Here is a 22506-nt window from a genome sequence, read left to right on the forward strand (position 1 = left end):
GATCAGGAGCGCCATTTCAAGATGGTCCAGCGCCAGGCGTGGCGCAGCACCAGAGGAGTTAACGCCAACGCGCTCAGCCAGTGGGCCCAGCTGGCGAGGCTGCCCATGGCGTCGCCCGGAGTGCCGTGCAGCACCAGCAGCAGGCCGCTGGCCAGACAGACCAGCAGCAGGGCTTCGATAATCCGCCCCGTGGTGCGCAAAAAGGGCTTGTTGCTGCGGCTTAACAGGTTGCGATGAGAGAGCCAGAAAGCGCCAAACAGCAGCGGAAACTGGGTGAGCGAGAGCATCACGTGCAGAAACAGATTCCAGCGCGCCAGCGACCAGATCGGGGTCAGCGGCTCCCACAGCAGCAGACCGGAGAAGAACATCAGATAGAGGGTGCCCTCGGCGGCCTGATGGTGGTAGGCCAGCCACTGCCAGAATTGTCGGGGTGAGAGGGAAAGGCTTGTCATAAAGGCTCCAGCACCCGGGCAGGGCAGCCCGGGGGGAGCAAGTTTATAACGCAGTAAGAGTAATGAAAAGTGTTATCAATTGTATTGCTGGTGAATCAAGGCTGAACAAGCACAGTGATCAGGCCCGACTATTTATGATCCGCCATCCGCTCGGTCACCGCATAGATGAGGGCGGCCAGCGAGAAGGCGAGAAACACCACCACGGACCACTTCATCTCCACCTCATTGGTGATGCCATCCTCGAGAAATGCCTTGAGCACCTCGACCCCTGCGATGGTGACCAGCGAGTTGATGACGATGAGCTTGAGGGAGGCAAAGTTGATCTTGCTGAGCCAGTTGTCGCCGATGGCCTCGCGCTGCTCCTGGGTCTGGATAAATTGCACATAGCCGCAGACCGCCACCAGGATCAGCATCTGGGCCACCAGCACGAAGTCCACCAGAGTCAGCACGCCGGTGATGAGGTCCATATAGTGGATCTCGATGATGTTGATGCAGAGCAGATAGAGTTGCATGGCAAACTTCACCATCAGCAGGGCCACGCATACCAGAATGCAGACGTAGAAGGGGAACATCATCAACCGGCTGCCATTGAGCATGAAATTGAATCGACGCATGAGAACTCCGATGTTGGAAAAAGTGTGAGTATGACGTGAACAGCCAGCGAGGGATCACGCTTGTGGCGGCTCATTATGGCGGTAGCATCCTGCTTGCGCCCATAAAAAGTAAACGGGTTATCAATAAAAAGAGGGAGGCATAATGCCTCCCTCACTGTTGAGCCCTGATCCCGCTTGGGGGGCTCACATGTTCTTAACTGACCTGCATCAGAGTAAGAGGCTTATTCCCATTCGATGGTTGCGGGCGGCTTGCCGGAGATGTCGTACACCACGCGAGAGATACCGCTGATCTCGTTGATGATGCGGTTTGACACATGACCGAGGAAGTCATAGGGCAGATGGGCCCAGTGAGCGGTCATAAAGTCGATGGTCTCAACGGCGCGCAGGGCAATCACCCAGTCATATTTGCGGCCATCGCCCATCACGCCAACGGAGCGCACTGGCAGGAACACGGCGAACGCCTGGCTGACCTGATTGTACAGGTCGGCTTTGCGCAGCTCTTCGATGAAGACGGCATCGGCACGGCGCAGGATATCGCAGTACTCTTTCTTCACTTCACCCAGCACGCGAACACCCAGACCCGGGCCCGGGAACGGATGACGGTAGAGCATGTCGTAGGGCAGGCCCAGCTCCAGACCAACGCGGCGTACTTCATCTTTGAACAGCTCGCGCAACGGCTCGACCAGACCCATCTTCATCTCTGCCGGCAGGCCGCCGACGTTGTGGTGAGACTTGATGACGTGAGCCTTGCCAGTGGCGCTGGCGGCAGATTCGATCACATCCGGGTAGATGGTGCCTTGTGCCAACCAGCGGGCATTTTTCAGCTTCTTGGCTTCGTCGTCGAACACTTCCACGAACACGCGACCGATGATCTTACGCTTGGCTTCCGGCTCGGCTTCACCAGCCAGGGCAGAGAGGAAGCGCTCTTCAGCGGCAACCTTGATGATGTTGAGACCGAAGTGATCACCGAACATCTCCATCACCTGCTCACCTTCGTTCAGACGCAGCAGACCGTTGTCGACGAACACACAGGTGAGGCGATCGCCGATGGCGCGGTGCACCAGCATGGCGACCACGGAGGAGTCGACACCACCTGAGAGGCCGAGGATCACCTCATCGTCACCCACCTGCTCGCGGATGCGGGCAACGGCGTCGTCGATGATGGTGGCCGGGGTCCAGAGGCATTCACAACCGCAGATATCTTTGACGAAGTGCTCCAGCATGCGGGCACCCTGACGGGTGTGGGTCACTTCCGGGTGGAACTGCACGCCGTAGAAACGCTTGGCTTCATTGGCCATAGCCGCATGGGGGCAGGTCGGGGTGCTGGCGATGGTGGAGAAGTCAGCCGGAATGTCGGTGACCTTGTCACCGTGGCTCATCCACACATCCAGCAGGGCGTTGCCGTTGTCAGCGATGGCATCTTCGATGTTGCGCAACAGGGCGCTGGTCTTGCCAGAGTCGCCCAGCACTTCCACCTTGGCGTAACCGAATTCACGCTCGGTGGAGGATTGCACCTTGCCACCCAGCTGCTCGGCCATGGTCTGCATGCCGTAGCAGATGCCAAATACCGGTACACCGGCGTTGAACACATACTCGGGCGCGCGCGGGCTGCCCGCTTCGGTCACGGATTCCGGACCGCCGGAGAGGATGATGCCGTTGGGATTGAATTCGCGGATCTGCGCTTCGGTGACATCCCAAGCCCACAGCTCGCAGTAAACGCCGATTTCACGGACACGGCGGGCGATAAGCTGGGTGTACTGAGAACCGAAATCCAGGATAAGGATACGGTGTTCGTGAATATTTTTAATCATGTTATTCCTGCATCAGGCGGATGTTTAACAAAAATCACGGGGATAAAAACGGTGACAAAACGGGGCCGTAGCCCCGTCTTGATCAGCCCATCCGATAGTTGGGGGCTTCTTTGGTAATGGTCACATCGTGGACGTGGGACTCTTTCATCCCGGCGCCGGAGATGCGCACGAACTCAGCCTTGGTGCGCATGTCGTCGATGGTGGCACAGCCGGTCAAACCCATGGAGGAGCGCAGGCCGCCCATCTGCTGGTGGATGATCTCTTTGAGGCGGCCCTTGTACGGCACGCGACCTTCGATCCCTTCCGGCACCAGCTTGTCAGCGGCGTTATCGGTCTGGAAGTAGCGGTCGCTGGAGCCCTTGGACATGGCGCCCAGGGAGCCCATGCCACGGTAGGATTTGAAGGAGCGACCCTGATAGAGCTCGATTTCGCCCGGCGCTTCTTCAGTACCGGCAAACATGGAGCCCACCATGACGCAGCTGGCGCCAGCTGCGATGGCCTTGGCCACGTCACCAGAGAAACGGATGCCACCATCGGCAATCACCGGAATACCGGTGCCTTCCAACGCTTCAACGGCGTCGGAGATAGCGGTGATCTGCGGCACACCCACACCGGTCACGATACGGGTCGTACAGATGGAGCCCGGGCCGATACCAACCTTGACCGCATTGACGCCAGCCGCGACCAGCGCCAGTGCGCCAGAGGCCGTGGCGACGTTGCCACCGATGATCTGCAACTCAGGATAGGCATCGCGGGTTGCCTTGATGCGATCCAGCACACCCTGAGAGTGGCCATGAGAGGAGTCAATCAGCAGCACATCCACACCGGCTTCCACCAGCGCAGCAACGCGCTCTTCGTTACCGGCACCGGCACCCACAGCAGCACCCACCCGCAGACGACCCTTGTCGTCTTTACAAGCGTGCGGCTTGCGCTCGGCTTTCTGGAAGTCTTTAACGGTGATCATGCCCTTGAGTTTGAAGTCGGCATTCACCACCAGCACTTTTTCGATACGGTGCTTTTGCATCAGGGCAACCACCTCTTCGCGAGGGGCCCCTTCACGCACGGTGACCAGGCGATCTTTCTGGGTCATGATCTGTTCGACGGTCTGGGAGAGATCAATCACGAAGCGCACGTCACGGCCGGTGATGATACCGACCAGCAAGTTGCCTTCGGTCACCACAGGGTAACCGGCGAAGCCGTTCTTGTGGCTCAGCTCCTTGACCTGGGCGATGGTCATGTCAGGGCGTACGGTGACGGGGTCAGAGACCACACCACTCTCGTACTTCTTGACCTTGCGCACTTCGGCAGCCTGCTGCTCGATGGACATGTTCTTGTGGATAAAGCCGATACCGCCTTCCTGGGCCAGTGCGATAGCCAGACGGGCATCGGTCACTGTGTCCATGGCAGCGGAAATCATAGGGATATTCAAGCTGATAGAGGAGGTCAGCTGGGTACGCAGATCGGCAGTATTGGGAAGAACATCGGAGTGGGCGGGAACCAACAATACATCATCGAAGGTCAACGCTTCTTTGGTAATCCTGAGCATGGCAATATCTCACCGTTGAGGAAGTGGGGGTGTAAAATATTGCCGACAAAGTTTACTGACCGATCGGGTGTTGGTAAAGAAGTTTTTTTGATTTTTTATGGTCTAGCCGCACTTTAGGTCGCCAACAGGCTAAAAACCCAAGATTATCCCTCCTGAAATGGCCGTTTTGATGCAAAAGAGTGAAGCAGCTGCTGTTTTATACAACATTGACATCGTCAGCAGGCATCCGCTAAAAGTGTCCCGCCCCGAGGTCGACGCCAGCACATCCCCGGCCATCGGCATGGCACCATCGCCCCAACTGCGCTGGGTTGGCACAGATCCAGGCCACTCAGATGCAGATTGCCATCGCGGTTTGATGACTGTGCTCAGATCACATTTTCAACCCGTGAGTTGACCATAAAGTGACCGCTTTCAGGTGGTCATACCACCAAAGCACCTCTGACCGGTGAGCCGTGGCATTTTTTGGGTTCAGTGGTGGTTCCGTGATACGGACGGTGCATTACAGTCAGGCACATCATCAACCAGATCAAGGGCCTGGCAAGCCTATGCCATCAGCGCTGCCGCCATCTCCCCATAACCCACCAATCGACAGTCACGGCGCACGTCAAGGTCTGTCACTTGTGCAAAAAATGTAAAAATACGCCATTACCGACACTTTTTTTTGTTCAATCGTTTGCGTGAAAATTTACGTTTAACAGTGAGGGCTTGATGTCCTCTCTGACTCGTTGTTCTCGGTCGGGGAAATCGATATGTTGCCCATTGATAGCAGTGACGGGTGCTCTGTCTGAAAGGTGGGGATCCCAATTCAGGCCTCTGAAAAATAAAGGTGAAGCTCTACCAATGGATATTTCCAGCCGCAACAGGGATTACCATTTTTTATGATTTTCGACCGACCATCCGCAGCAAGGTGTTATCTCTATCCAGCAGGTGATGTTTTAACGCCCCGACAATATGCACCAGCAACAATGCCAGCATGATATATGGCAAATAAACATGAAGGGTGTGAGCAATGTCCCTGATGGATTCACTGTATGGGATCACATTGTCTGGAGCATTGAGATCTGGATTCATCGGAATAATAAACCAGCCAAATATTGCAACACCTCGTCCAGCCGCCGCGGAATAACAGAGACCGGAAATCGGGATCAGCAGGGTTGAAATAAGCAATCCCCAGTGGATTGCCTTGGCAGCCAACGCCTCGTACACGGGATATTGGCGCACCGGCGCAGGCCACCCTTTGCCAAGGCGGATCATGGCGCGTGGCAGGATCAAGACCAGTGCAATGACCCCCAGAGATTTATGCAGGGCGTAGAGATCCCATATTTCAAATTTCACCATCAGATAGCCCAGCAGGGTCAAGGCGATCATCAGCAAGGCGACCGACCAGTGCAGCAAACGGGTCGTCAGACTTAACGGGGTTGAGGGATCCATGATCTACTCCAAATAGGGGGTGAGCAAAAGGTATCAAGTCGTGGTGCCCTGAGTATCGAGGGACATCAACGACATTGAGGCAGGTCGCAAGATGACCCTATGTGGGCAATCGCGAACTATATTGTCTGCCACCATAGTGCCTGCCCAGAGGAGTAGCCGCGTTTCCAATCTTGCTTTTCCAATGCTGCCCCAGATAAGCCCCGCATCCCTTTTCCTCGGCGTGTCGGAATATGCAGGAGCCTCCTGTTTCGCTCCCTCCCTTCTTTCCGCTTCACCAGCACGGCCATATTTCTTGGCTTGTAGTGGCTCACAGAGTGAGGCAAAAAGTCCCTTTGAGCATCAGATGGTTCTGGCTATGACCGTATCTTCCGTGATGGTTGTGGTGAAACCAGTTGTTCATGGCATCGGCATTAATCCAGAAGGTGAGTTCGCCACGGTTAATCAGAGGCCTGTTGTATTGAGGCCAGTTGGTGATGGGGGGAAGCGACTTGCCCATGATGCTGATTTGAAGGAGAGGGTGGTGATCAGATCACCGGCTCCGAGTTCCATTAAAGCGGCATCGATTTGGGAAACGATGCCGCTTTAATGGCTTTTATCGGTTACGGCGCGGACTCCTTGACGATCCCCTCGACCCGCACCTGCAGGCTCCCTTGCGCCAGGGTGGTGATGAGCTGGTCGCCACTGTTGACCTGATCGGCGCGACTTATTACTTCGCCACGCGCGGTGCGGGTGATGGAGTAGCCGCGACCCAGGGTGGCGAGCGGGCTCACCCCATCGAGGCGAGCGGTGAGCATGGCGAGGCGGTGGCTAGCAAGATCCTGGCGCTTGGCAATCAGGGCATGAAGCCGCTCCTCGGCCAGTTGGTGTCGGCGCTTGCCGGCGGCCAGCAAGCGTTCCGGGCTCTTGCCCTGCAGGCGCAGCTCAAGATTGGTGAGGCGCCGCTCTCCCTTATGCAACCGCTGGCGCAGCAGCTGCTGTAACCGGGTGGAGAGCTCGTCGAGGCGCTGGGACTGTTGCTCCAGTCGCCGTTTCGGATCCTGATGGTCGAGCCGCTTTTGCAGCAGAATGAAATCGTGGCGGGCGGCAGTCTGCTGGCGACTCATCGCCTGCAGCAGTCGCTGCTTGAGGTGGGCAAGGCGCTGGATGCGGGCCTGATTGTCTGGTGCCACCAGCTCGGCGGCAGCCGACGGGGTCGGGGCGCGCAAGTCAGCGGCAAAGTCGCTGATGGTGACATCCACCTCGTGGCCCACCGCGCTGATAACCGGGATAGCGGAGTGGGCAATGGCGCGGGCCACCGCCTCTTCGTTAAAGCACCAGAGATCTTCGAGGGAGCCGCCGCCGCGCCCGACGATCAGCACTTCCACCTCGGCGCGCTGGTTCGCTTTGGCGATCGCCGCGACGATTTGGCTGATGGCGGCGCTCCCCTGTACCTGGGTTGGGTAGATGAAGACCGGCAGATCCGGTGCGCGCCGTTTGAGCACCGTCAGCATGTCGTGCAGGGCGGCGCCGGTGGCAGAGGTGATGAGGCCCACCGCCCGCGGTTCACGGGGCAGTGGCCGCTTGCGGCTCTCGTCAAACAGCCCCTCGGCGCCGAGGCGGCGCTTGAGCTCTTCAAAACGCAGGGCCAACACGCCGTCGCCTGCAGGCTGCATCGACTCGATGATCAGCTGGTAGTCGCCGCGCGGCTCATAGAGAGAGACTCGCGCCTGCACCAGTACCTGCATGCCATCCTGCGGGCGAAACACCACCCGCCGGTTGTTGCCCTTGAACATGGCGCAGCGCACCTGGGCCCCCAGATCTTTGAGTGAAAAGTACCAGTGGCCGGAGCTTGGCATCGCCAGATTGGAGAGCTCGCCGGTCAGCCACACCAGCCCCAGATCCTGCTCCAGGATCATGCGCACGGCGCTGTTGAGGCGAGTGACGGTAAAGACCTGCTGCTCGCGGCCGTTCGCCGCACTGGATGGGGTAAATCGGTTCAAAGGCGTACCTGTGGTCTGCCGCGGCGGGTCGCCGTGGGGGAAACAATGGTCGTTATCTTAACCTGAAACAGGGGCGGGGGTTAAGGTGCGTGGGCATGCACTGGGTGCGCTATGTCCTAGGTGCTCGATGTCCCAGATGCGTCATGTACCAAGCGCAGCATGACGGGGGCATTGGCGATGACCAGCGTTGCCGCTGAGCGTGCAGGGTATTGGCATCCTGTGGCTGATCTCGCAGTTTGATCAGGATGCCCGTTCCCCAGCTTTATCCCCGAGCTTATCAGCGTCGGCGATAGAGACCCGGATCCACCTCTTCGTAGTGGCTGGTCAGGTATTGATAGAAGGCGAGATGGGAAGGCGAGCTCGGTTTTTTCAGCTCCTCGCTCACCCGATCCGGCTTGGCGATGATGAACTTCGGGCTCTGGCGCTGGATATCGGCCAGCACCCGCTCGCGCACGTCATAGGGGGGATTGACGTTGGCAAAGAAGAGGTAGGCAGAAGCCGGCTGGCGATCGGTCCAGAGATAATATTGCGGCTGGATGCCATCGACCCAGATCTTGTCGCTCGGGCTGGTCTCGGCCTTGATGCGATCGATCCGTACCTGCGCCGCCGGATTGAAGGGGAGACCCTTGAGGGTCCCCTCCCAGGCGTTGTTGATCATCAGCAGCAGCATGGCCAGCGTCGCCAGCCAGGGGGTGGCACTGCGCACATCCCATGCCCGCCAGAGGGGGATGAGGATCAGCACCGGCAGCGCCCAGAGCAGACTGGTACCGAGCACCTCGTTGACCCGCTCGAGGGACCACTCCTTGGTGCTCCAGCCAAAGGCGAGCTGCTGGGCCAGCAGCCAGCTGGCGGTGAGCACCACCAGCGAGATGCAGAGCAGGCCGATCGCATCTGCCTGCTGTTCGCTACGATCCAGCAATACCGCCAGCGGCAGCACCGCCAGTTGCAGATAGAGCACGTCGTAGTGATCGAACACATGGCCGGAGACCGAGTTGGCGATCAGGGTGAACAGCACCCCAAACAGGGTCGCCAGCAGGGCGGGCAGATACCACTCCTGACGACGGCTCAGCATCAGAATGATGAAGGCGGGCAGCAGCATGATGAGGCCGGTGCGCAGCAGGCCGACGGCGCCCACCATGGGGGAGAAGCCGTTGCCGTAGCTCCCTTCGAAGAAGATGTCGAAGGCGTAGTATTTGAAGGCCGCCAGCATATCATGCTGCTGGAAGTAGGCATAAAGCGGGCCGCCAATCAGCGCCAGCCCCAGCAGGCTGGAGATGAGCAGCAGAATGGCGTCACGCCACTTCTCGTGCAGACACCAGTGGCAGAACAACACCAGATACCAGGCGCCCCAGAAGGCGCCGTTGTTGGTTCGCATCCAGGCGACGATGGCGAAGGTGAGGGCCGCCACCAGCGCGGGCCACCAGCGAAATCCCTTGTCCAGCAGCAGGGTGATGAAGGCCCACTGGGCGATGAGGGCGAGGTGGAAGGTCCAGTCCTCGGTCATGTTGCCGTAGTAGTAACGGGTGCCGTAAAGGGCCAGCACCGCCAGCATGGCGCCGAGGCGCGCCTTGAACGAAAGACCGAGCTGGGCAAAGGCTTGCCAGCTGGCCAGCAGTCCGAGCCAGCAGAGCGCCCACTCCAGCGCCCAGATCCCGACAAATCCCCCCAGTCCATAGCCCAGCGCATCGAGGGCGAAGATCATCGGCCCCTTGATGTCGATCATGTCGCGATAGAGCACACCCCCTTCGCTCCACATCTTGCCCATCACCGCGAACAGCGAGGCATCAAAGCCCGGCGCCATGGCATGGAAGAGCGGGTTGCGCAGACAGAAGAGCAGCGCCAGCAGGGCGGTCAGCAGCACGATGGCTGGCTTGATACCCGGGTTGACGCGAGGAGGGGTGAAACGGATGGAGTGATTCATGAAGTCGCCTGTTCCTGCAGCTGGTCTTGAAAGCGGGCCTATCTTGCCGAGCTAGTGAGTGCGATGCAATGGGGCGGGCCCGTGTGGGGCAAATTTTGTCGAAAAAGCCCGGTTCTTGAAGGGAACCGGGCGCTTGCTGCGGCAATATTGGCCGTCAGGGGCATGTGGCAACAGCCATCCACCTCCTACATCAGCCGATGTACTCAATCAGGGGCGGCTGCGCTTCCAGCGCTGGCAGGTGGCGAGCCCAGCGGATAAAAGCATCGGCCAGGGTGATGCCGAGCTCCTGATTGTGCTGGGTCAGGGTACGCGCCAGTGCGGTGTAACCCTCCTTGCCGGAGGCGGTATAGGCGCTCGATACCCCGCGATAGATTTGTTGCGCATCGACAGATTGCCACTGGCCGGGGGCGGGTTCCCACTCCAGTCGGGTGATGCGCTGACCCTTGGGCCGATCGGCCTGATAGGTGAAGCGCACCCCCGCGGTGTAGGGGAAGCTGCCGTTGCCATTGCCGATCACGCCGTTGTTGGTGGCGTTGTCGATGGCATTTTCCATTGCTTCCGCCAGCTCGTGGCCATGCACCCGATAGAGGGTGAGCGGAATGGCAAACGGCAGCAGGCGACCGGCGATATCCGCTTCGCTCAAGGGGCCCGGCTCCAGCGAGCAGCGCACCCCACCGGCGTTGTGCAGGGCAAAGTCCACTTCACCCACCTGTTCACGGGCGGCAGTCAGCATGGCGCGGGCCACCAGCGGAGCGAGTTGGCTGCCGTGGGGCAGGGTGGCATCCGGCAGCCGCTGATGGGGCAGTGGCGCCTCCAGTCGGGTGACGATGCGCTGACTCATGGTTTCAATTTCCGGCCGGTAGCGTTTGGCCAGATGTTGCTCGAGCCCTGCATCCGGCTCGCAGAAGGTGAGCCCGGCGGGCGGCGTGGCAGCGAACGGCCAGGGCTGCCAGGGGAGCCACTCCAGCTGTCCCTCACTTTGTACGACACGGCCCGCCTCATCGAAGGTGAGCTCGCATACGCCGAGACAGAGGGCGCTATGGCCTGCGTGTAGAATGGCCACCCCGTTGTTCATCAGGGGATAGCTTCCTTCGCTTGGCAGACCCAGCGGCGCGAGATCCCCCAGCAGGCTGTGGGTATGGCCGCCGATGATGAGGCTGAGTTCGGGGAAACGCTCGGCCAGCAGCTTGTCCTGATCCAGCCCGAGGTGGCTCAGCAGCACGATATGCTGGATCCCTTCGCTCTTGATTTCCCGCAGCACCTTGGTGAGTGTGTCGGCTACTGCGTGGAAACGGGTGTGAGGATCCGGGTTGGCGATGGCAGCCATCTGGGCGAGGGTGATGCCGAGCAGCGCAAAGGGAATCCCGTCGATCACCCGGCGATGCCAGGGCTGATGGGCGTCGTAGAGGTGGGGGATATCCCACAACCCCAGCGGCGTGTCGGCGGGCTCCTGACTGTTGTCCAGATTGGCGGCCAGCACCGGAAAATCGAGCTGGCGCAAGAACTCCACCAGCGGGCCGTTGCCCAGATCGAACTCGTGGTTGCCGAGCACCATGGCATCGGGGGCCAGCATGGCGAGCAGGTCGGCGTTGGCGCGCCCTTTGAAGCGGTTGAAATAGAGCGAGCCCTGAAAGGAGTCACCACCGTGCAGAAACAGAAAGCTCTGGCCGGCCGTTGCGGCCTGGGCACGCAGTTGGGTCAGTCGGGTCAGGATCCGGGCATAACCGCCGCACTGGGTACGCCACTGCTCTTCACCGACAGGGGAGAAGCTCATCGGCGCGCCATCGAAGTGGGAGTGGCAATCACTGAAATGGGCAAGTTGAACCGTAATACTCATCTCGGTCCTCCTTAGGGGGAAAATGAGCACCGAGTCTACTGCAAAGGGGGGGGAGGATACCAGCCCGGCAGGATGCCGGGCTGGTGAACGATCAGGCGGGTACCATGATCTGGGTGGCGATGATCACCACCAGCAGGCCGACCGCGACCGGCATACTGGTGCGTTTGACCACTTCGAACGGCGAGAGCTTGCCCATCCCCGCACAGGCGACCACCACCCCGGAGACCGGCGAAATGGTGCGACCCAGGTTGGAGGCTTGCAGCATCGGGATCACCAGATAGGCCGGGTTGATGCCAAGGCTGCTGGCCAGGTTGGGGATCAGCTCCACGAAGGCGTAGAAGGGGGCATTGCCCGAGCCGGTGGTGAAGGCGGCCAGAGTGGTGATCACCACCAGAGACAGCATCATGATCGTGCCGCCCGAGCCGAGATCCTGCGCGTGGGTCAGCAGGGTGTCGATAAAGCCGATGGTCATCAGACCCTGGGCAAAGACACCGGCACCGACCAGCAGCATGACCACACCGGCGAAGGCATCCGCCATGTGACGCCAGCAGACCTGCAGCCCGTCCAACAGCTCCTTGCCATTGCGGATGCGGACAAGTTCCAGCAGGCTGGCCAGCACCATGCACATCACTATGATGGTGACGATATCCAGTTGCGGGCCCCATTTGCCGTCAAATACCAGCACTCCGATGATGGGAGTAAACGGCAGGATGGCGTAGAAGGCGGGGGCGGTGGTGACCAGATCACCTGGGGCGACCGGCTCATTGTGCTCGCCGGACTTCTGGTCCAGGTAGCGCTGCCAGAAGAAGTGGGTCACCGCCATACAGGCGATCGCCACCAGCGAGATGGGCAGGGTCAGCTTGAAGGCAAAGTCCAGCAGCGGCATGTTGGCGGCCTGAGCGGCCATCACCACGTCACCCGAGGTCGGTGCCAGAATGATGGCGGCTGGCGAGGCGCACACGGCCGCAGCCGCGCCACGGGAGATCCCCATGTTGACCATCAGCGGGAACAGGGTGGCCATCAGCAGCACGCCGAGGCCGGTAGCGGAGCTCACCGCCAGCGACATGGCGCAGGCCACCAGATAGGCAGCCACCAGCAGGATATAGGGGGACTTGATGATGCCCAGCGGTTTGCTGGCCAACTTGACCAGAATGGTGTTGGCGCCGATATGGCTCATGTAGCCGGCAAAGCCGCACAGCACCATGATCAGCATCCCCAGTCCACCGCCACGGTCATTGAGCAGGAAGCGGACGTATTCGAAGATATCGGTTGCGATATAACCGGTGCTGACCACCTTGCTCGGTAGTACCGGCTTGCCCATCATGGCGGTGATGACCAGTAGCAGCAAGCCGCCGCTCAGCAGCACCCCGGTCGCGGAGTATCCTTTGAAAATGGCACGGCCCACCACCAGGGTGACCAGGGTGCCAACGATGAGTTCCAGCATATGTTGCCTTCTGATTGGATGAGAGTGGAGGGAGTCTATTCCGATAGGGGTAGAGTGGCGACTGGAAACAGGATGTTGTGTGAGCTAAATCAACGTTTAACCCCATCAACAGAATTAAAGAAAGGTAAAGGTACTTTACCCAGCGGGTTTGGCTGCCTACCCTTGCCAGCCTTGGTTGTCTTTTGAGGCTTTTATATGGCAATTGGTGACTTTATAGGCATTAAACGCTCTATTTTCCTGCTTGCGATGCTATTTTCACCTACTTGCGTGTTTGCGGTAACCAATGACGGTTTTCATCAAACCGGCCCTCATCAGGCGGTCGCCATGCGGCGTCTCATGGCTCCTCACTCTTACGGCGTTCTGGTGGTTGCCGAGGGGAACAGACCCCGTTTTGCCGCGCTGGCATCCAAAACCACGGAAACAAACTGCCTGGCCCGTCATGCCATCCGGGTAGATGGAGTCGCGCTGCTGGTTACTCCGAGATTCTATGCCAAAGAGGGAAAACGGGGACTTTGCGAGCTGTGGCTCAATGAGGGGGCAGATCAGGACTTTTTTGCCAACCGCCTTAAAAATGATCATTTTATTCAGATAGATGGTCATGACATCAATGTGAAAAACTATCACCTCGACTGGCAGCGCATCAGCCGTCATGCTCAATAAAAATACAGTTTTGGCCTTGTGCCATACTCTGCTCACGCAACCTGTGAGCGTGCTCTGATTTCTGGGCGCATCATTGTATTGCGCCGCCTCGTCGTCACACATAGGCTATACCCGTCATCTGTGTGGCGGTGGGTTTCACCAAGGTTGGTACTCCGCCCGTGCAATCAAGGAAGGTAGTCTGGCATGGTCAGCAAGGTTTATGGAGTAGTGGGGGTCGGGTTGTTGCTGTTGCCCCTGATGAGTCAGGCTCAGCCGAGCCGACCGCAAGTGGTGCCAGAGTCCCGCATCAATGTCCGTTTTTATGAGGTCAATGCAACCAGCCCTGATCAACTTGCCCGTGCGATTGCCCAGAGTGCTCCCAAGGTGAATGGCAAACCTGTGCTCGGTAAGGCGAGTTATCAGGTGGATTGGCAGCTGGATACCGAACAGTTGCCGGGACGCTGCCAGCTCAACCAGGTGACGGTGACCACCAACGCTACCGTGTTGCTGCCCCGCTGGCGTCAGAGCGCGGACAGTAACGATCCTGCCCGTCAGCGCTGGGGACGGTTGCTTTCCAGCATGTTTGACTACGAATCCCGCTTCAAGGAGATGGTGCTGCAGGGGGCCAATCAGGTGGGCGGTGCGATTGCGGCGTTACCGGGCCATGGGGATTGTCAGGCGCTGCGCTATGCTGCGTGGGCGGCGGGCAGTGGCGAGCTGAACAAGGTCAAGGGACGGCTCGACGGATTCCAGCGTCAGACGGGTTACGGCGAACAGCTAGGGGTGCATTGGCCCAAGTGAGCCGTGTTTCGAGGCGCTGTTCCTGCCAAACCACCGCGATATAGCAAGAGTGAACCCATAAAACAATGCCAGTCAGTTAAGCCTGACTGGCATTGTTTTATGGGCTTTTGTCACTCTGTACAGCTGTTGTGGTGAGCAACCGGTGACTTAAAGGTGCTAATCCTCTACACCCGGCAAGGGGAGGTGTGTAAGAGGAGGCGGGAGTGATCCCGCCTCCTCCTCGATTAGGAGAGCGCAGGATCAGTTGTCACACAAATCACTGGGCATATCCTGCCGCAAGCGGGTCCACAGCTTGCCAGATTCGATACCGTACTGACGTACTGTCATAAACACGGCATCGTGATCTTTGGTCTCTGCCAGATTCAGTAGAGCCTTATAATAGGCGTCCGCGGTTTCTCTGGTCTGCTTGTCAGAGAAGTAGTAACTGCCTACCCGGCTATACAATCCCTTGAAACCGTTGAGGATCAAGGCGTAGATCGGGTTACCGGAAGCAAATGCCAGCTGGTGATGCAGACGATAATCGAACTCGGCATAGGCTTGCGCGTTTTTATCAACCGAGCCGGCACCACGCAGGATCTCTGCTGCCTGCTCCGGGTTATGACGGATCGCACCCCGAATGAAGATAGTGCAGATATGGGTACGAGCAGAGAGCAACTGTGCGACCAGCTCAGGTACCTTGTCTTGATCCAGACGGGCAAGGGTCTCCAGAATATTGAGACCAGAGGTTTCCCAAAAATTGTTTACCTTGGTTGGTTTGCCATGCTGGATGGTCAACCAGCCATCACGGGCCAACCGCTGCAACACTTCACGCAACGTAGTGCGAGTCACCCCGATCAACTCGGATAATTCACGCTCGGCGGGCAGAATTGATCCGGGAGGAAAGCGATTGTTCCAGATGGACTCGATGATGTATTCCTCGGCAAACCCTGCTGGGCTCTGCGCTTTTATGACCATGGATTAACTCTGTTGTAGTACGCAAAAAGGCGGCTGAATCATATCAAAGCAAGGAAGTGTGGCAAGTATAAGGTCAGTCCTCTGCTCACATATGCCAAATATAGTGTGATGGCAGTGCTGTTTATCCCATAACAGAAGCCAGATGACCCCGCCCTGCGGTGGTCGCAAAACAACCACATGAAGAAATATTCATCCACTATTATTTATAAACAGCCCCTTTTTTGATTAAAATCACGAGGAATCAGATAGATAAAAGCCAATATCGAGCGGAACAGGCGACACTATCCTTCACTGCATAGAAGCAGATCCTAACAACAGAGTTGAGACCCATCATCATGCCAATAAGCCTAGGGCAGGCATTCGCCAAGAACTTCTTGGGCAATGCACCACAGTGGTATAAAAACGCCATTTTGCTATTTCTGCTAATCAATCCGATCGCTTTTCACCTCGATCCTTTCATGGCCGGCTGGCTACTGGTTGTTGAATTTATCTTCACTCTGGCCATGGCCCTGAAATGTTACCCTTTGCAACCCGGTGGCCTGCTGGCGATTGAAGCCGTGCTGATCGGCATGACCTCGGCAGAGCAAGTCAAACATGAACTGGTGGCTAACATTGAAGTGCTACTGCTGCTGGTCTTCATGGTGGCTGGCATCTACTTCATGAAGCAGTTGCTGCTTTATGTCTTTACCAAGCTGCTGGTCGGGGTTCGTTCAAAAATACTGCTCTCCCTCTCCTTCTGTCTGGTATCTGCCTTTCTGTCAGCCTTCCTTGATGCCCTGACGGTCATTGCCGTGGTGATCAGCGTCGCGACCGGCTTCTACGCCATTTACCACAGGGTGTCATCCGGCAAGGGTTTTGGTCATGAACATGACCACACCCATGACCAAGAGGTGGAAGAGGATCAGTATCAGACCCTCGAACAATTTCGTGCCTTTCTGCGCAGTCTGATGATGCATGCTGCCGTTGGTACCGCACTGGGTGGCGTCTGCACCCTGGTCGGTGAGCCGCAGAACCTGATCATCGGCGAACAGGCTGGCTGGCACTTTGGTGAGTTTGCCATTCGCATGGCCCCCGTTTCTGTGCCTGTCTTTATTTGTGGCCTGCTGACCTGCGTACTGGTTGAGAAGATGCAGTGGTTCGGCTATGGCGCCAAATTGCCCGACTCGGTACGCAAGATCATGGAGGAGTACAACCGCCATGAGAATGCCAAGCGCACACCGCAAGACAAAGCCAAGTTGATGGTACAAGCCTTGATCGCGGTCTGGCTGATCGTCGGTCTGGCGCTCCATCTTGCTGCCGTGGGCTTGATAGGCTTATCAGTGATAGTGCTGGCGACCTCGCTCACAGGTATTACCGAAGAGCATGCCTTGGGTAAGGCCTTTGAAGAGGCACTCCCATTTACGGCACTGTTGGCAGTGTTTTTTAGCATAGTGGCAGTCATTATCGATCAACAGTTATTCAAACCGGTGATCCACTGGGTACTGTCGGCCGAGCGGGATCAACAATTGGCGCTCTTCTATGTGGCGAACGGTCTGCTCTCCATGGTCAGTGACAACGTCTTCGTCGGCACCGTCTATATCAACGAAGTGAAAACAGCGCTGCTCAATGGTGCCATCGATCGCGCCCAGTTCGATCTGCTGGCGGTCGCCATCAATACAGGTACCAACTTGCCCTCTGTCGCCACCCCCAATGGCCAAGCTGCTTTCCTGTTCATGCTCACCTCGGCCCTGGCACCGCTGCTGCGCCTCTCCTATGGCCGCATGGTCTGGATGGCTCTGCCCTACACCTTGGTACTGGGGGTGGTCGGGTTCTTCGCCGTTGAATTGCTGCTCGCCCCAACCACCGAGTGGTTCTATCAGCATGGATGGCTGGTGATGGAAAGTGCCCTGCCAGCGGTGCAGTCAGCGCTTCATTAATCCCATGTAACACAGCTCAAGGGCCCTCAGGGCCCTTTTTACTGATGACAACCCCCTGGCCGCCGATCCCGGGGGTTGACCTTGATGCACCGTTGGGGCTCTTTTCTTTTCGGTCATGCTCTGCTCTAATTCAGCCACTATTTTTTCTGTGAGATCAATCAGATGATCGAGTTTCTCCGCCGTTTAGCAGCCAATCGACTGGCCTGGGGTCTGCTGGCAGCCTCCGCCCTGTTCCTTGAGCTGTGCGCCCTCTTCTTCCAGCATGTATTAGGCTTGCATCCTTGTGTGATGTGCGTGTACGAGCGGCTGGCAACACTGGGTGTGCTGGCGGCAGGTCTGCTCGGCATGGTGGCGCCAGAGAAGTGGTATGTTCGCTGGAGTGCTCTGCTGCTTTGGGGCTATAGCGCATTCCGTGGCCTGCAGCTGGCGCTACAGCATGTGGATTATCAGGTTAATCCCTCACCCTTTAATGTGTGCAGCCCTTATGCCGACTTTCCGAGTTGGGCACCGCTTGATCAGTGGATCCCCTGGTTGTTTATGCCACAAGGGGATTGCGCTGAAGTGACCTGGCAATTCTTGACGCTCTCCATGCCCCAGTGGCTCGTGATCATCTTTGCCGCCTACCTGTTGGTGTTTACTGTGGTAGCCATAGGAAATCTGGTGAAAGGACGCTGCTGCAACTGATCATCACAGCCGCCTGAACACAGAAAGGGGTGCCATCTCGGCTAATGCCGAGCAGGTAAGGCGCCATTGAACGAGCCTTGTTATGTGTGAAAATCCGACACCCAGTAATGGGTGTCGGATTTTTTATGTGTATTGAACTATCCCCAGGGTCGCATGCATCTGCCAGATGGCGGCGAGCCTGAAAGGGGACACGGCGGGTCATCTTTGGCAAGCGCGGGTAATGGATTGAATGGTGCAAAGAGAGGGCAAAACGTTGATCCAGCGCAAATGAACCCTGCATTTATCACTTTGGTGGCATAGGACCCAACCGCTTATTGAGTTCAAATAGTGGCATCAAGAGCGGAGCCAATATCCGCCAGAAGGAACACACCTTTCACCGGATGAAGGACAGAAAATGAGTTTTCTTGAACACACCATCTGGACAGTACTGGGATATGGGGTGATGCCCTTTATCTTTCTGAGCGGATTTGTGGCGGTGGCAGTAACCTGCTGTGTGCTGCTCAATGCGTTCGGGGTGCAGTCCGCCGAGAAGTGAGTCGCTTCTCATGACCGCCAAATGCCAGTCTTCGGACTGGCATTTGTTTTTTGAGTCTTTTAAAGCACTTATCTGCGCTGAGGTGGGGGAAACTTTGGCTGAGATGGTCGAACCTGACCGCTATTTTGATTACACTGGCGGCCGTATTTTCCATTCACACGTTTTTACTCAGGTGTTCAAGGTTATCTATGGCGCTCAAGGCTACCGTATTCAAGGCCCAAATCAGCTTGTCTGATATGGACCGCAATGTGTATCAGGATTTTTCGCTCACGCTGGCCCGCCACCCTTCCGAAACCGATGAGCGGATGATGATCCGTCTCGCTGCCTTTGCCTGGCATGCGGCCGAACGACTGGAGTTTACCAAAGGGCTGAGTGCTGATGATGAGCCCGAGCTCTGGCACAAGAATTACACCGACGAAATTGAACTTTGGATCGAGCTGGGGCAGCCCGACGAGAAGCGCCTCAAAAAGGCCTGCAACCGGTCCCGTCACGTGGTGCTCTATCTCTACGGCGGCCGTGGTACAGCCGTCTGGTGGAAGCAGAACCAGGGCAAACTGAGCCAGCACGACAACCTCAGCATCATCGAGCTGTCAGATAGCCAGACCTTGCCGTTGACCGCCATGGTTGAGCGCACCATGCACCTGACCTGCACCATCTCTGAAGGCCAACTGTGGGTCAGCAATGGCACACTGGATGTGACGCTTGATCCGGTAGTGCTGATGGGCAAGCCGGCTCACGAGCTATAACGGAGTCTGGTCATGTTCAGCGCCCTGCTCAATATCGTCATTCCGGTGTTCGGGGTCGTGATGCTCGGGGCACTGTATGGGCGATGGCGACCGGGGGCGGCGCTCGGTTACGTCAATCTGGCCAATATCGAATTGTTTACCCCGGCGCTGGTCTTCTCCGCGCTGGTCAAGTATCCGCTGGCGCTGGGGGCTCATCTGCCGCTGATTGCAGCGGGGGCGCTGGTGATTCTGTTACCCGGTCTGCTGCTCGCTCTGCTCAGGTTCAAGGGGATTGAGCGGGCTGCGCTGATCCTGCCCGCCATGTTCCGCAATACCGGCAACCTCGGTATTCCCCTGATGGTGCTTGCCTTTGGTGAGCAGCAACTGGGGGCCATCGTGATCCTGTTTGTGCTCTCCAACCTACTCCACTTCTCGGTCGGCATGTTTATCCTCTCGGCCAACACCTCCCGCTGGCTCTGGTTGCGCAGCCCTGTGCTGTGGGCCGCGCTGGCCGGTTTGCTGGTGGCCAACCTGCATATCACGCTGCCGGAGTATGTGGTCACTACGGCCTCCTTGCTGGGCCAGATCTCGGTGCCCTTGATGCTGTTTGCGTTAGGCATTCGCCTGATGGAAGGGAAGCTTGATCACCTTGGTCTTGCACTCAAGTGCAACCTGCTCTATCTGCTGGCGGGTGGATTGTCGCTGCTGCTGGCGATCTGGCTGTTGCCACTCAAAACAGAATGGATCCCGCTGTTGATGTTGTCGGTCTCGCTGCCGCCAGCTGTGCTTAATTACATGCTCTGCGAGCAGTACCATTGTCAGCCGGACAAGGTGGCCAGTATCGTGCTCGGCGGCAATGCCCTCTCGGTGCTGGTGATCCCGCTGGCGGTCTGGTTGGCGCTCCATTTGCCACTATAGATCTGAAGTTATCTTCTATTACCCTGTTTTCATTGGTTTTATTCCCACATCTTAACCCGTAGTAAATGCGGGTGATTTTCCCTTTTCGTGATCCCCCCCGAAGTAGTTGCTCCTGATATCCCTTAGTATCTGGCCAGCATGACTCCCCTTAGAGGGCGCTCAATAAGAAAAGGAATGATGGATGAGCTCCGTGAGCAACCAATGTCTGTTGATGCAGATCCAGCCGACCATCTTGCGTTTTGCCAAGATGCTGGCGAGTGTGCTGCAGCTTGAGGTCGAGATTGTGGATGCCGATATGGTGCGGGTGGCTGGCACCGGGCCCTATGGCAAGTTCTTCGGTCGTCAGCTGGAGGGGGATTCCCGCCTGCTGCGCTATGTGATTGATAACCAGCGGGAGAAGATCGTTACTCACACCAGCGATGATCCTGTGTGTGACGGTTGTACTTGCAAGGAGAGCTGCCGTGAGCGCGCTTTTCTCGGGGTGCCGATCATGGTGGATGAGCGCTGCATCGGGGTGATCAGTCTGGTGGCGTTCAACGCCGAGCAGCAGGCCCGCCTTAACAACAATTTGCAGGATGTGTGCGACTATGTGCGCCATATCTCGGCCATCTTCGTGGCCAAGCTACTCGATTCGCGCGGGCTGTCGGACGGGGTCAACAAGGTGTTCCTCAATCTGATGACCAACATGGATCAGGGTTGCCTGCTGCTCGATGACAAGAGTCAGCTGCTCTACGCCAACGAGGCTGCGCTCCATCACCTGGGTTGCCAGCAGGAGCAACTGCAGGGACGCGAGCTGGGGATCCGTCCGCTCACCTTCTCCCAGCAGGGGCTGAGCGGCCATCTGCAGCACATCATCACCTTTGAAGATCGTCAGGAGCTGATCATCGGTCAGTTGCACCATGTGCAGGGCCAGCAGCTCTTTCTGATGGCCTTTCACCAGTCCCACTCCGGTCTGGTTCCGGAGCCTGATCCGGACACGCGGATTGATCAGCTCATCGGCGAGAGCAAGCCGATCCGCACCCTCAAGCGATTGCTACACCGCATCGCCCTGAGTCCCTCCAGCGTGCTTATTTGCGGCGAGAGCGGCACCGGTAAAGAGGTGGTAGCCCGCGCCGTCCATCGCTTGAGCCCGCGTCAGGATAAACCTTTCATCGCCATCAACTGCGCCGCCATTCCTGAACAACTGCTGGAGAGCGAGCTGTTTGGCTACGTCAAGGGCTCGTTTACCGGCGCCTCCAGCGGCGGCAAGCAGGGCCTTATTCAGGCTGCTCATCAGGGCACCCTGTTCCTCGACGAGATTGGCGATATGCCACTCACCATGCAGGCCAAGCTGCTGCGGGTGCTGGAACTGCGGGAGGTGACCCCCATCGGGGCCAGCCGACCGGTGCCGGTGGATATTCGCATCATTGCCGCCACCCATCAGCATCTTGAGCAGTGCATCGCCGAAGGGAAGTTTCGCGAAGACCTGTTTTATCGCATCAACGTTATCCCGCTCAATCTGCCGCCGCTGCGGGAGCGGGAAGGGGACGTGGAGCTGCTGACCCACTACTTCCTCAACCTCCACACCAGCCGGATCGGCATTGTTTATCCCGGGCTGGCGCCCGAGGTAATGGCGCTGCTCAAGGGGTATCGCTGGCCGGGCAACGTGCGCGAGCTAAGCAACCTCATCGAATATCTGGTCAACGTCAGTCAGGCGGGTGAGGTGATTGACGCTAGCCTGCTGCCCCCCAATATCATCCGCAATCAAGAGCCCCATCCCGTGATGGCCCAGTCGATCCCGCTAACCAATCTGGATGCTGCATTCAATGTGCCTGCCACCGCAGCGCTCGCGGAGATGCCGGAGAAGCTGCCTGAACCCGTTCCGGGTGAGAGTGGCCTTGAGAGCATGGAGAAACAGATGATTGAAGAGACTCTGCAGCGGCTGGGTAACAAAAAACTGGCCGCCCAGGCACTGGGGATTGGGATTGCCACCCTCTATCGCAAGATAAAGAAGTACGAGATTGCCGTGCAGAGCTGAGGATCTGGCGGCGTCTATCCGGCCCGTGTCATGTGAGTGATGACACGGGCTTTTTCTTGGTGCTCGGGGTGACCTGTCATGGCCTGCGATCTGAGGATTTGTAGTGGGTGAAGTACCTTCGTCACCATCTGCAACGTGATCGAAGTGGCTCATTTTCGCAGGCAAAAGCAGAGCTGCGAGCGATGCGTTCGAGCTCTGCGGGAGAGAGGAGTTGATTGAGATAGTGGTTGGCACCAGCCATGGTTCATGGCTTCGTGCGTGGCAGTTTTGTTTGGCGATAAA

General features: G+C 57.8%; 19 protein-coding genes and 1 pseudogene. 9 read left to right on the forward strand and 11 right to left on the reverse strand.

Annotated features, from left to right (window positions below):
• Nucleotides 1-2: 2 nt before the first annotated feature.
• From BN1135_RS15025 to dcuC, 10 genes and pseudogenes are all read right to left on the reverse strand, one after another.
• Nucleotides 3-452: a hypothetical protein gene (locus tag BN1135_RS15025; protein ID WP_042022469.1), complete on the reverse strand. Its 450-nt coding sequence runs from the start codon at nt 450-452 to the stop codon at nt 3-5.
• Between the two features lie 128 nt (nt 453-580).
• Nucleotides 581-1066 carry a YqhA family protein gene (locus tag BN1135_RS15030; RefSeq protein WP_042022471.1) on the reverse strand — a complete coding sequence of 162 codons (486 nt, stop codon included), beginning with the start codon at nt 1064-1066 and terminating at the stop codon, nt 581-583.
• Between the two features lie 221 nt (nt 1067-1287).
• Nucleotides 1288-2877 carry a glutamine-hydrolyzing GMP synthase gene (gene guaA / locus BN1135_RS15035; RefSeq protein ID WP_042022473.1) on the reverse strand — a complete coding sequence of 530 codons (1590 nt, stop codon included), beginning with the start codon at nt 2875-2877 and terminating at the stop codon, nt 1288-1290.
• An 82-nt stretch (nt 2878-2959) separates the two neighbouring features.
• Nucleotides 2960-4423, reverse strand: coding sequence for an IMP dehydrogenase (gene guaB, locus BN1135_RS15040; protein ID WP_042022475.1), 1464 nt, complete (start codon nt 4421-4423; stop codon nt 2960-2962).
• An 876-nt stretch (nt 4424-5299) separates the two neighbouring features.
• Entirely contained in the window at nt 5300-5854 is a 555-nt protein-coding gene (locus BN1135_RS15045) for a cytochrome b (protein WP_042022476.1), read from the reverse strand.
• 310 nt (nt 5855-6164) lie between these two features.
• Nucleotides 6165-6350 (reverse strand): annotated as a pseudogene (locus BN1135_RS15050) (IS5/IS1182 family transposase); the annotation flags it as partial.
• Nucleotides 6351-6453: 103 nt separating this feature from the next.
• On the reverse strand, nt 6454-7833 hold the full coding sequence (gene xseA, locus BN1135_RS15055) for an exodeoxyribonuclease VII large subunit (protein ID WP_042022480.1): 1380 nt from the start codon (nt 7831-7833) through the stop codon (nt 6454-6456).
• Between the two features lie 277 nt (nt 7834-8110).
• On the reverse strand, nt 8111-9754 hold the full coding sequence (locus BN1135_RS15060) for a hypothetical protein (protein WP_042022481.1): 1644 nt from the start codon (nt 9752-9754) through the stop codon (nt 8111-8113).
• Between the two features lie 190 nt (nt 9755-9944).
• On the reverse strand, nt 9945-11591 hold the full coding sequence (locus BN1135_RS15065) for a bifunctional metallophosphatase/5'-nucleotidase (protein ID WP_042022482.1): 1647 nt from the start codon (nt 11589-11591) through the stop codon (nt 9945-9947).
• A 91-nt stretch (nt 11592-11682) separates the two neighbouring features.
• A complete protein-coding gene (dcuC, locus tag BN1135_RS15070) occupies nt 11683-13035 on the reverse strand; it encodes an anaerobic C4-dicarboxylate transporter DcuC (protein WP_042022483.1) in 1353 nt (450 codons plus the stop codon).
• Nucleotides 13036-13230: 195 nt separating this feature from the next.
• On the opposite strand from dcuC, the gene BN1135_RS21725 reads away from it, so the two are divergent.
• On the forward strand, nt 13231-13695 hold the full coding sequence (locus BN1135_RS21725) for a hypothetical protein (RefSeq protein ID WP_082186810.1): 465 nt from the start codon (nt 13231-13233) through the stop codon (nt 13693-13695).
• Nucleotides 13696-13878: 183 nt separating this feature from the next.
• On the forward strand, nt 13879-14475 hold the full coding sequence (locus tag BN1135_RS15080; RefSeq protein WP_042022485.1) for a DUF922 domain-containing protein: 597 nt from the start codon (nt 13879-13881) through the stop codon (nt 14473-14475).
• 240 nt (nt 14476-14715) lie between these two features.
• Here BN1135_RS15080 and fadR read toward each other — a convergent pair whose 3' ends face one another.
• On the reverse strand, nt 14716-15429 hold the full coding sequence (gene fadR, locus BN1135_RS15085; protein ID WP_042022486.1) for a fatty acid metabolism transcriptional regulator FadR: 714 nt from the start codon (nt 15427-15429) through the stop codon (nt 14716-14718).
• Between the two features lie 335 nt (nt 15430-15764).
• Between fadR and nhaB the strand changes: the two genes are divergently transcribed.
• The 7 genes from nhaB (at nt 15765) to BN1135_RS15110 (ending at nt 22224) form a co-directional block, all read left to right on the forward strand.
• Nucleotides 15765-17345 (forward strand): Na(+)/H(+) antiporter NhaB, encoded by a 1581-nt coding sequence (gene nhaB / locus BN1135_RS15090; protein ID WP_042022487.1) that lies wholly within the window; start codon nt 15765-15767, stop codon nt 17343-17345.
• Nucleotides 17346-17507: 162 nt separating this feature from the next.
• On the forward strand, nt 17508-18029 hold the full coding sequence (gene dsbB / locus BN1135_RS15095) for a disulfide bond formation protein DsbB (protein ID WP_042022488.1): 522 nt from the start codon (nt 17508-17510) through the stop codon (nt 18027-18029).
• 394 nt (nt 18030-18423) lie between these two features.
• On the forward strand, nt 18424-18564 hold the full coding sequence (locus BN1135_RS21730; protein WP_068978465.1) for a TIGR02808 family protein: 141 nt from the start codon (nt 18424-18426) through the stop codon (nt 18562-18564).
• Nucleotides 18565-18574: 10 nt separating this feature from the next.
• Nucleotides 18575-18799 carry a hypothetical protein gene (locus tag BN1135_RS22200; protein WP_157774529.1) on the forward strand — a complete coding sequence of 75 codons (225 nt, stop codon included), beginning with the start codon at nt 18575-18577 and terminating at the stop codon, nt 18797-18799.
• Nucleotides 18753-19310: a YaeQ family protein gene (locus BN1135_RS15100; protein WP_042022489.1), complete on the forward strand. Its 558-nt coding sequence runs from the start codon at nt 18753-18755 to the stop codon at nt 19308-19310. Before BN1135_RS22200 ends, BN1135_RS15100 begins: the two co-directional genes overlap by 47 nt.
• 12 nt (nt 19311-19322) lie before the next feature.
• Nucleotides 19323-20207: an AEC family transporter gene (locus tag BN1135_RS15105; protein WP_042022491.1), complete on the forward strand. Its 885-nt coding sequence runs from the start codon at nt 19323-19325 to the stop codon at nt 20205-20207.
• 181 nt (nt 20208-20388) lie between these two features.
• On the forward strand, nt 20389-22224 hold the full coding sequence (locus BN1135_RS15110) for a sigma 54-interacting transcriptional regulator (protein WP_042022492.1): 1836 nt from the start codon (nt 20389-20391) through the stop codon (nt 22222-22224).
• The last annotated feature ends 282 nt before the right edge of the window (nt 22225-22506 follow it).

Source organism: Aeromonas sobria (genome assembly GCF_000820145.1).
Lineage (GTDB): Bacteria > Pseudomonadota > Gammaproteobacteria > Enterobacterales > Aeromonadaceae > Aeromonas > Aeromonas sobria.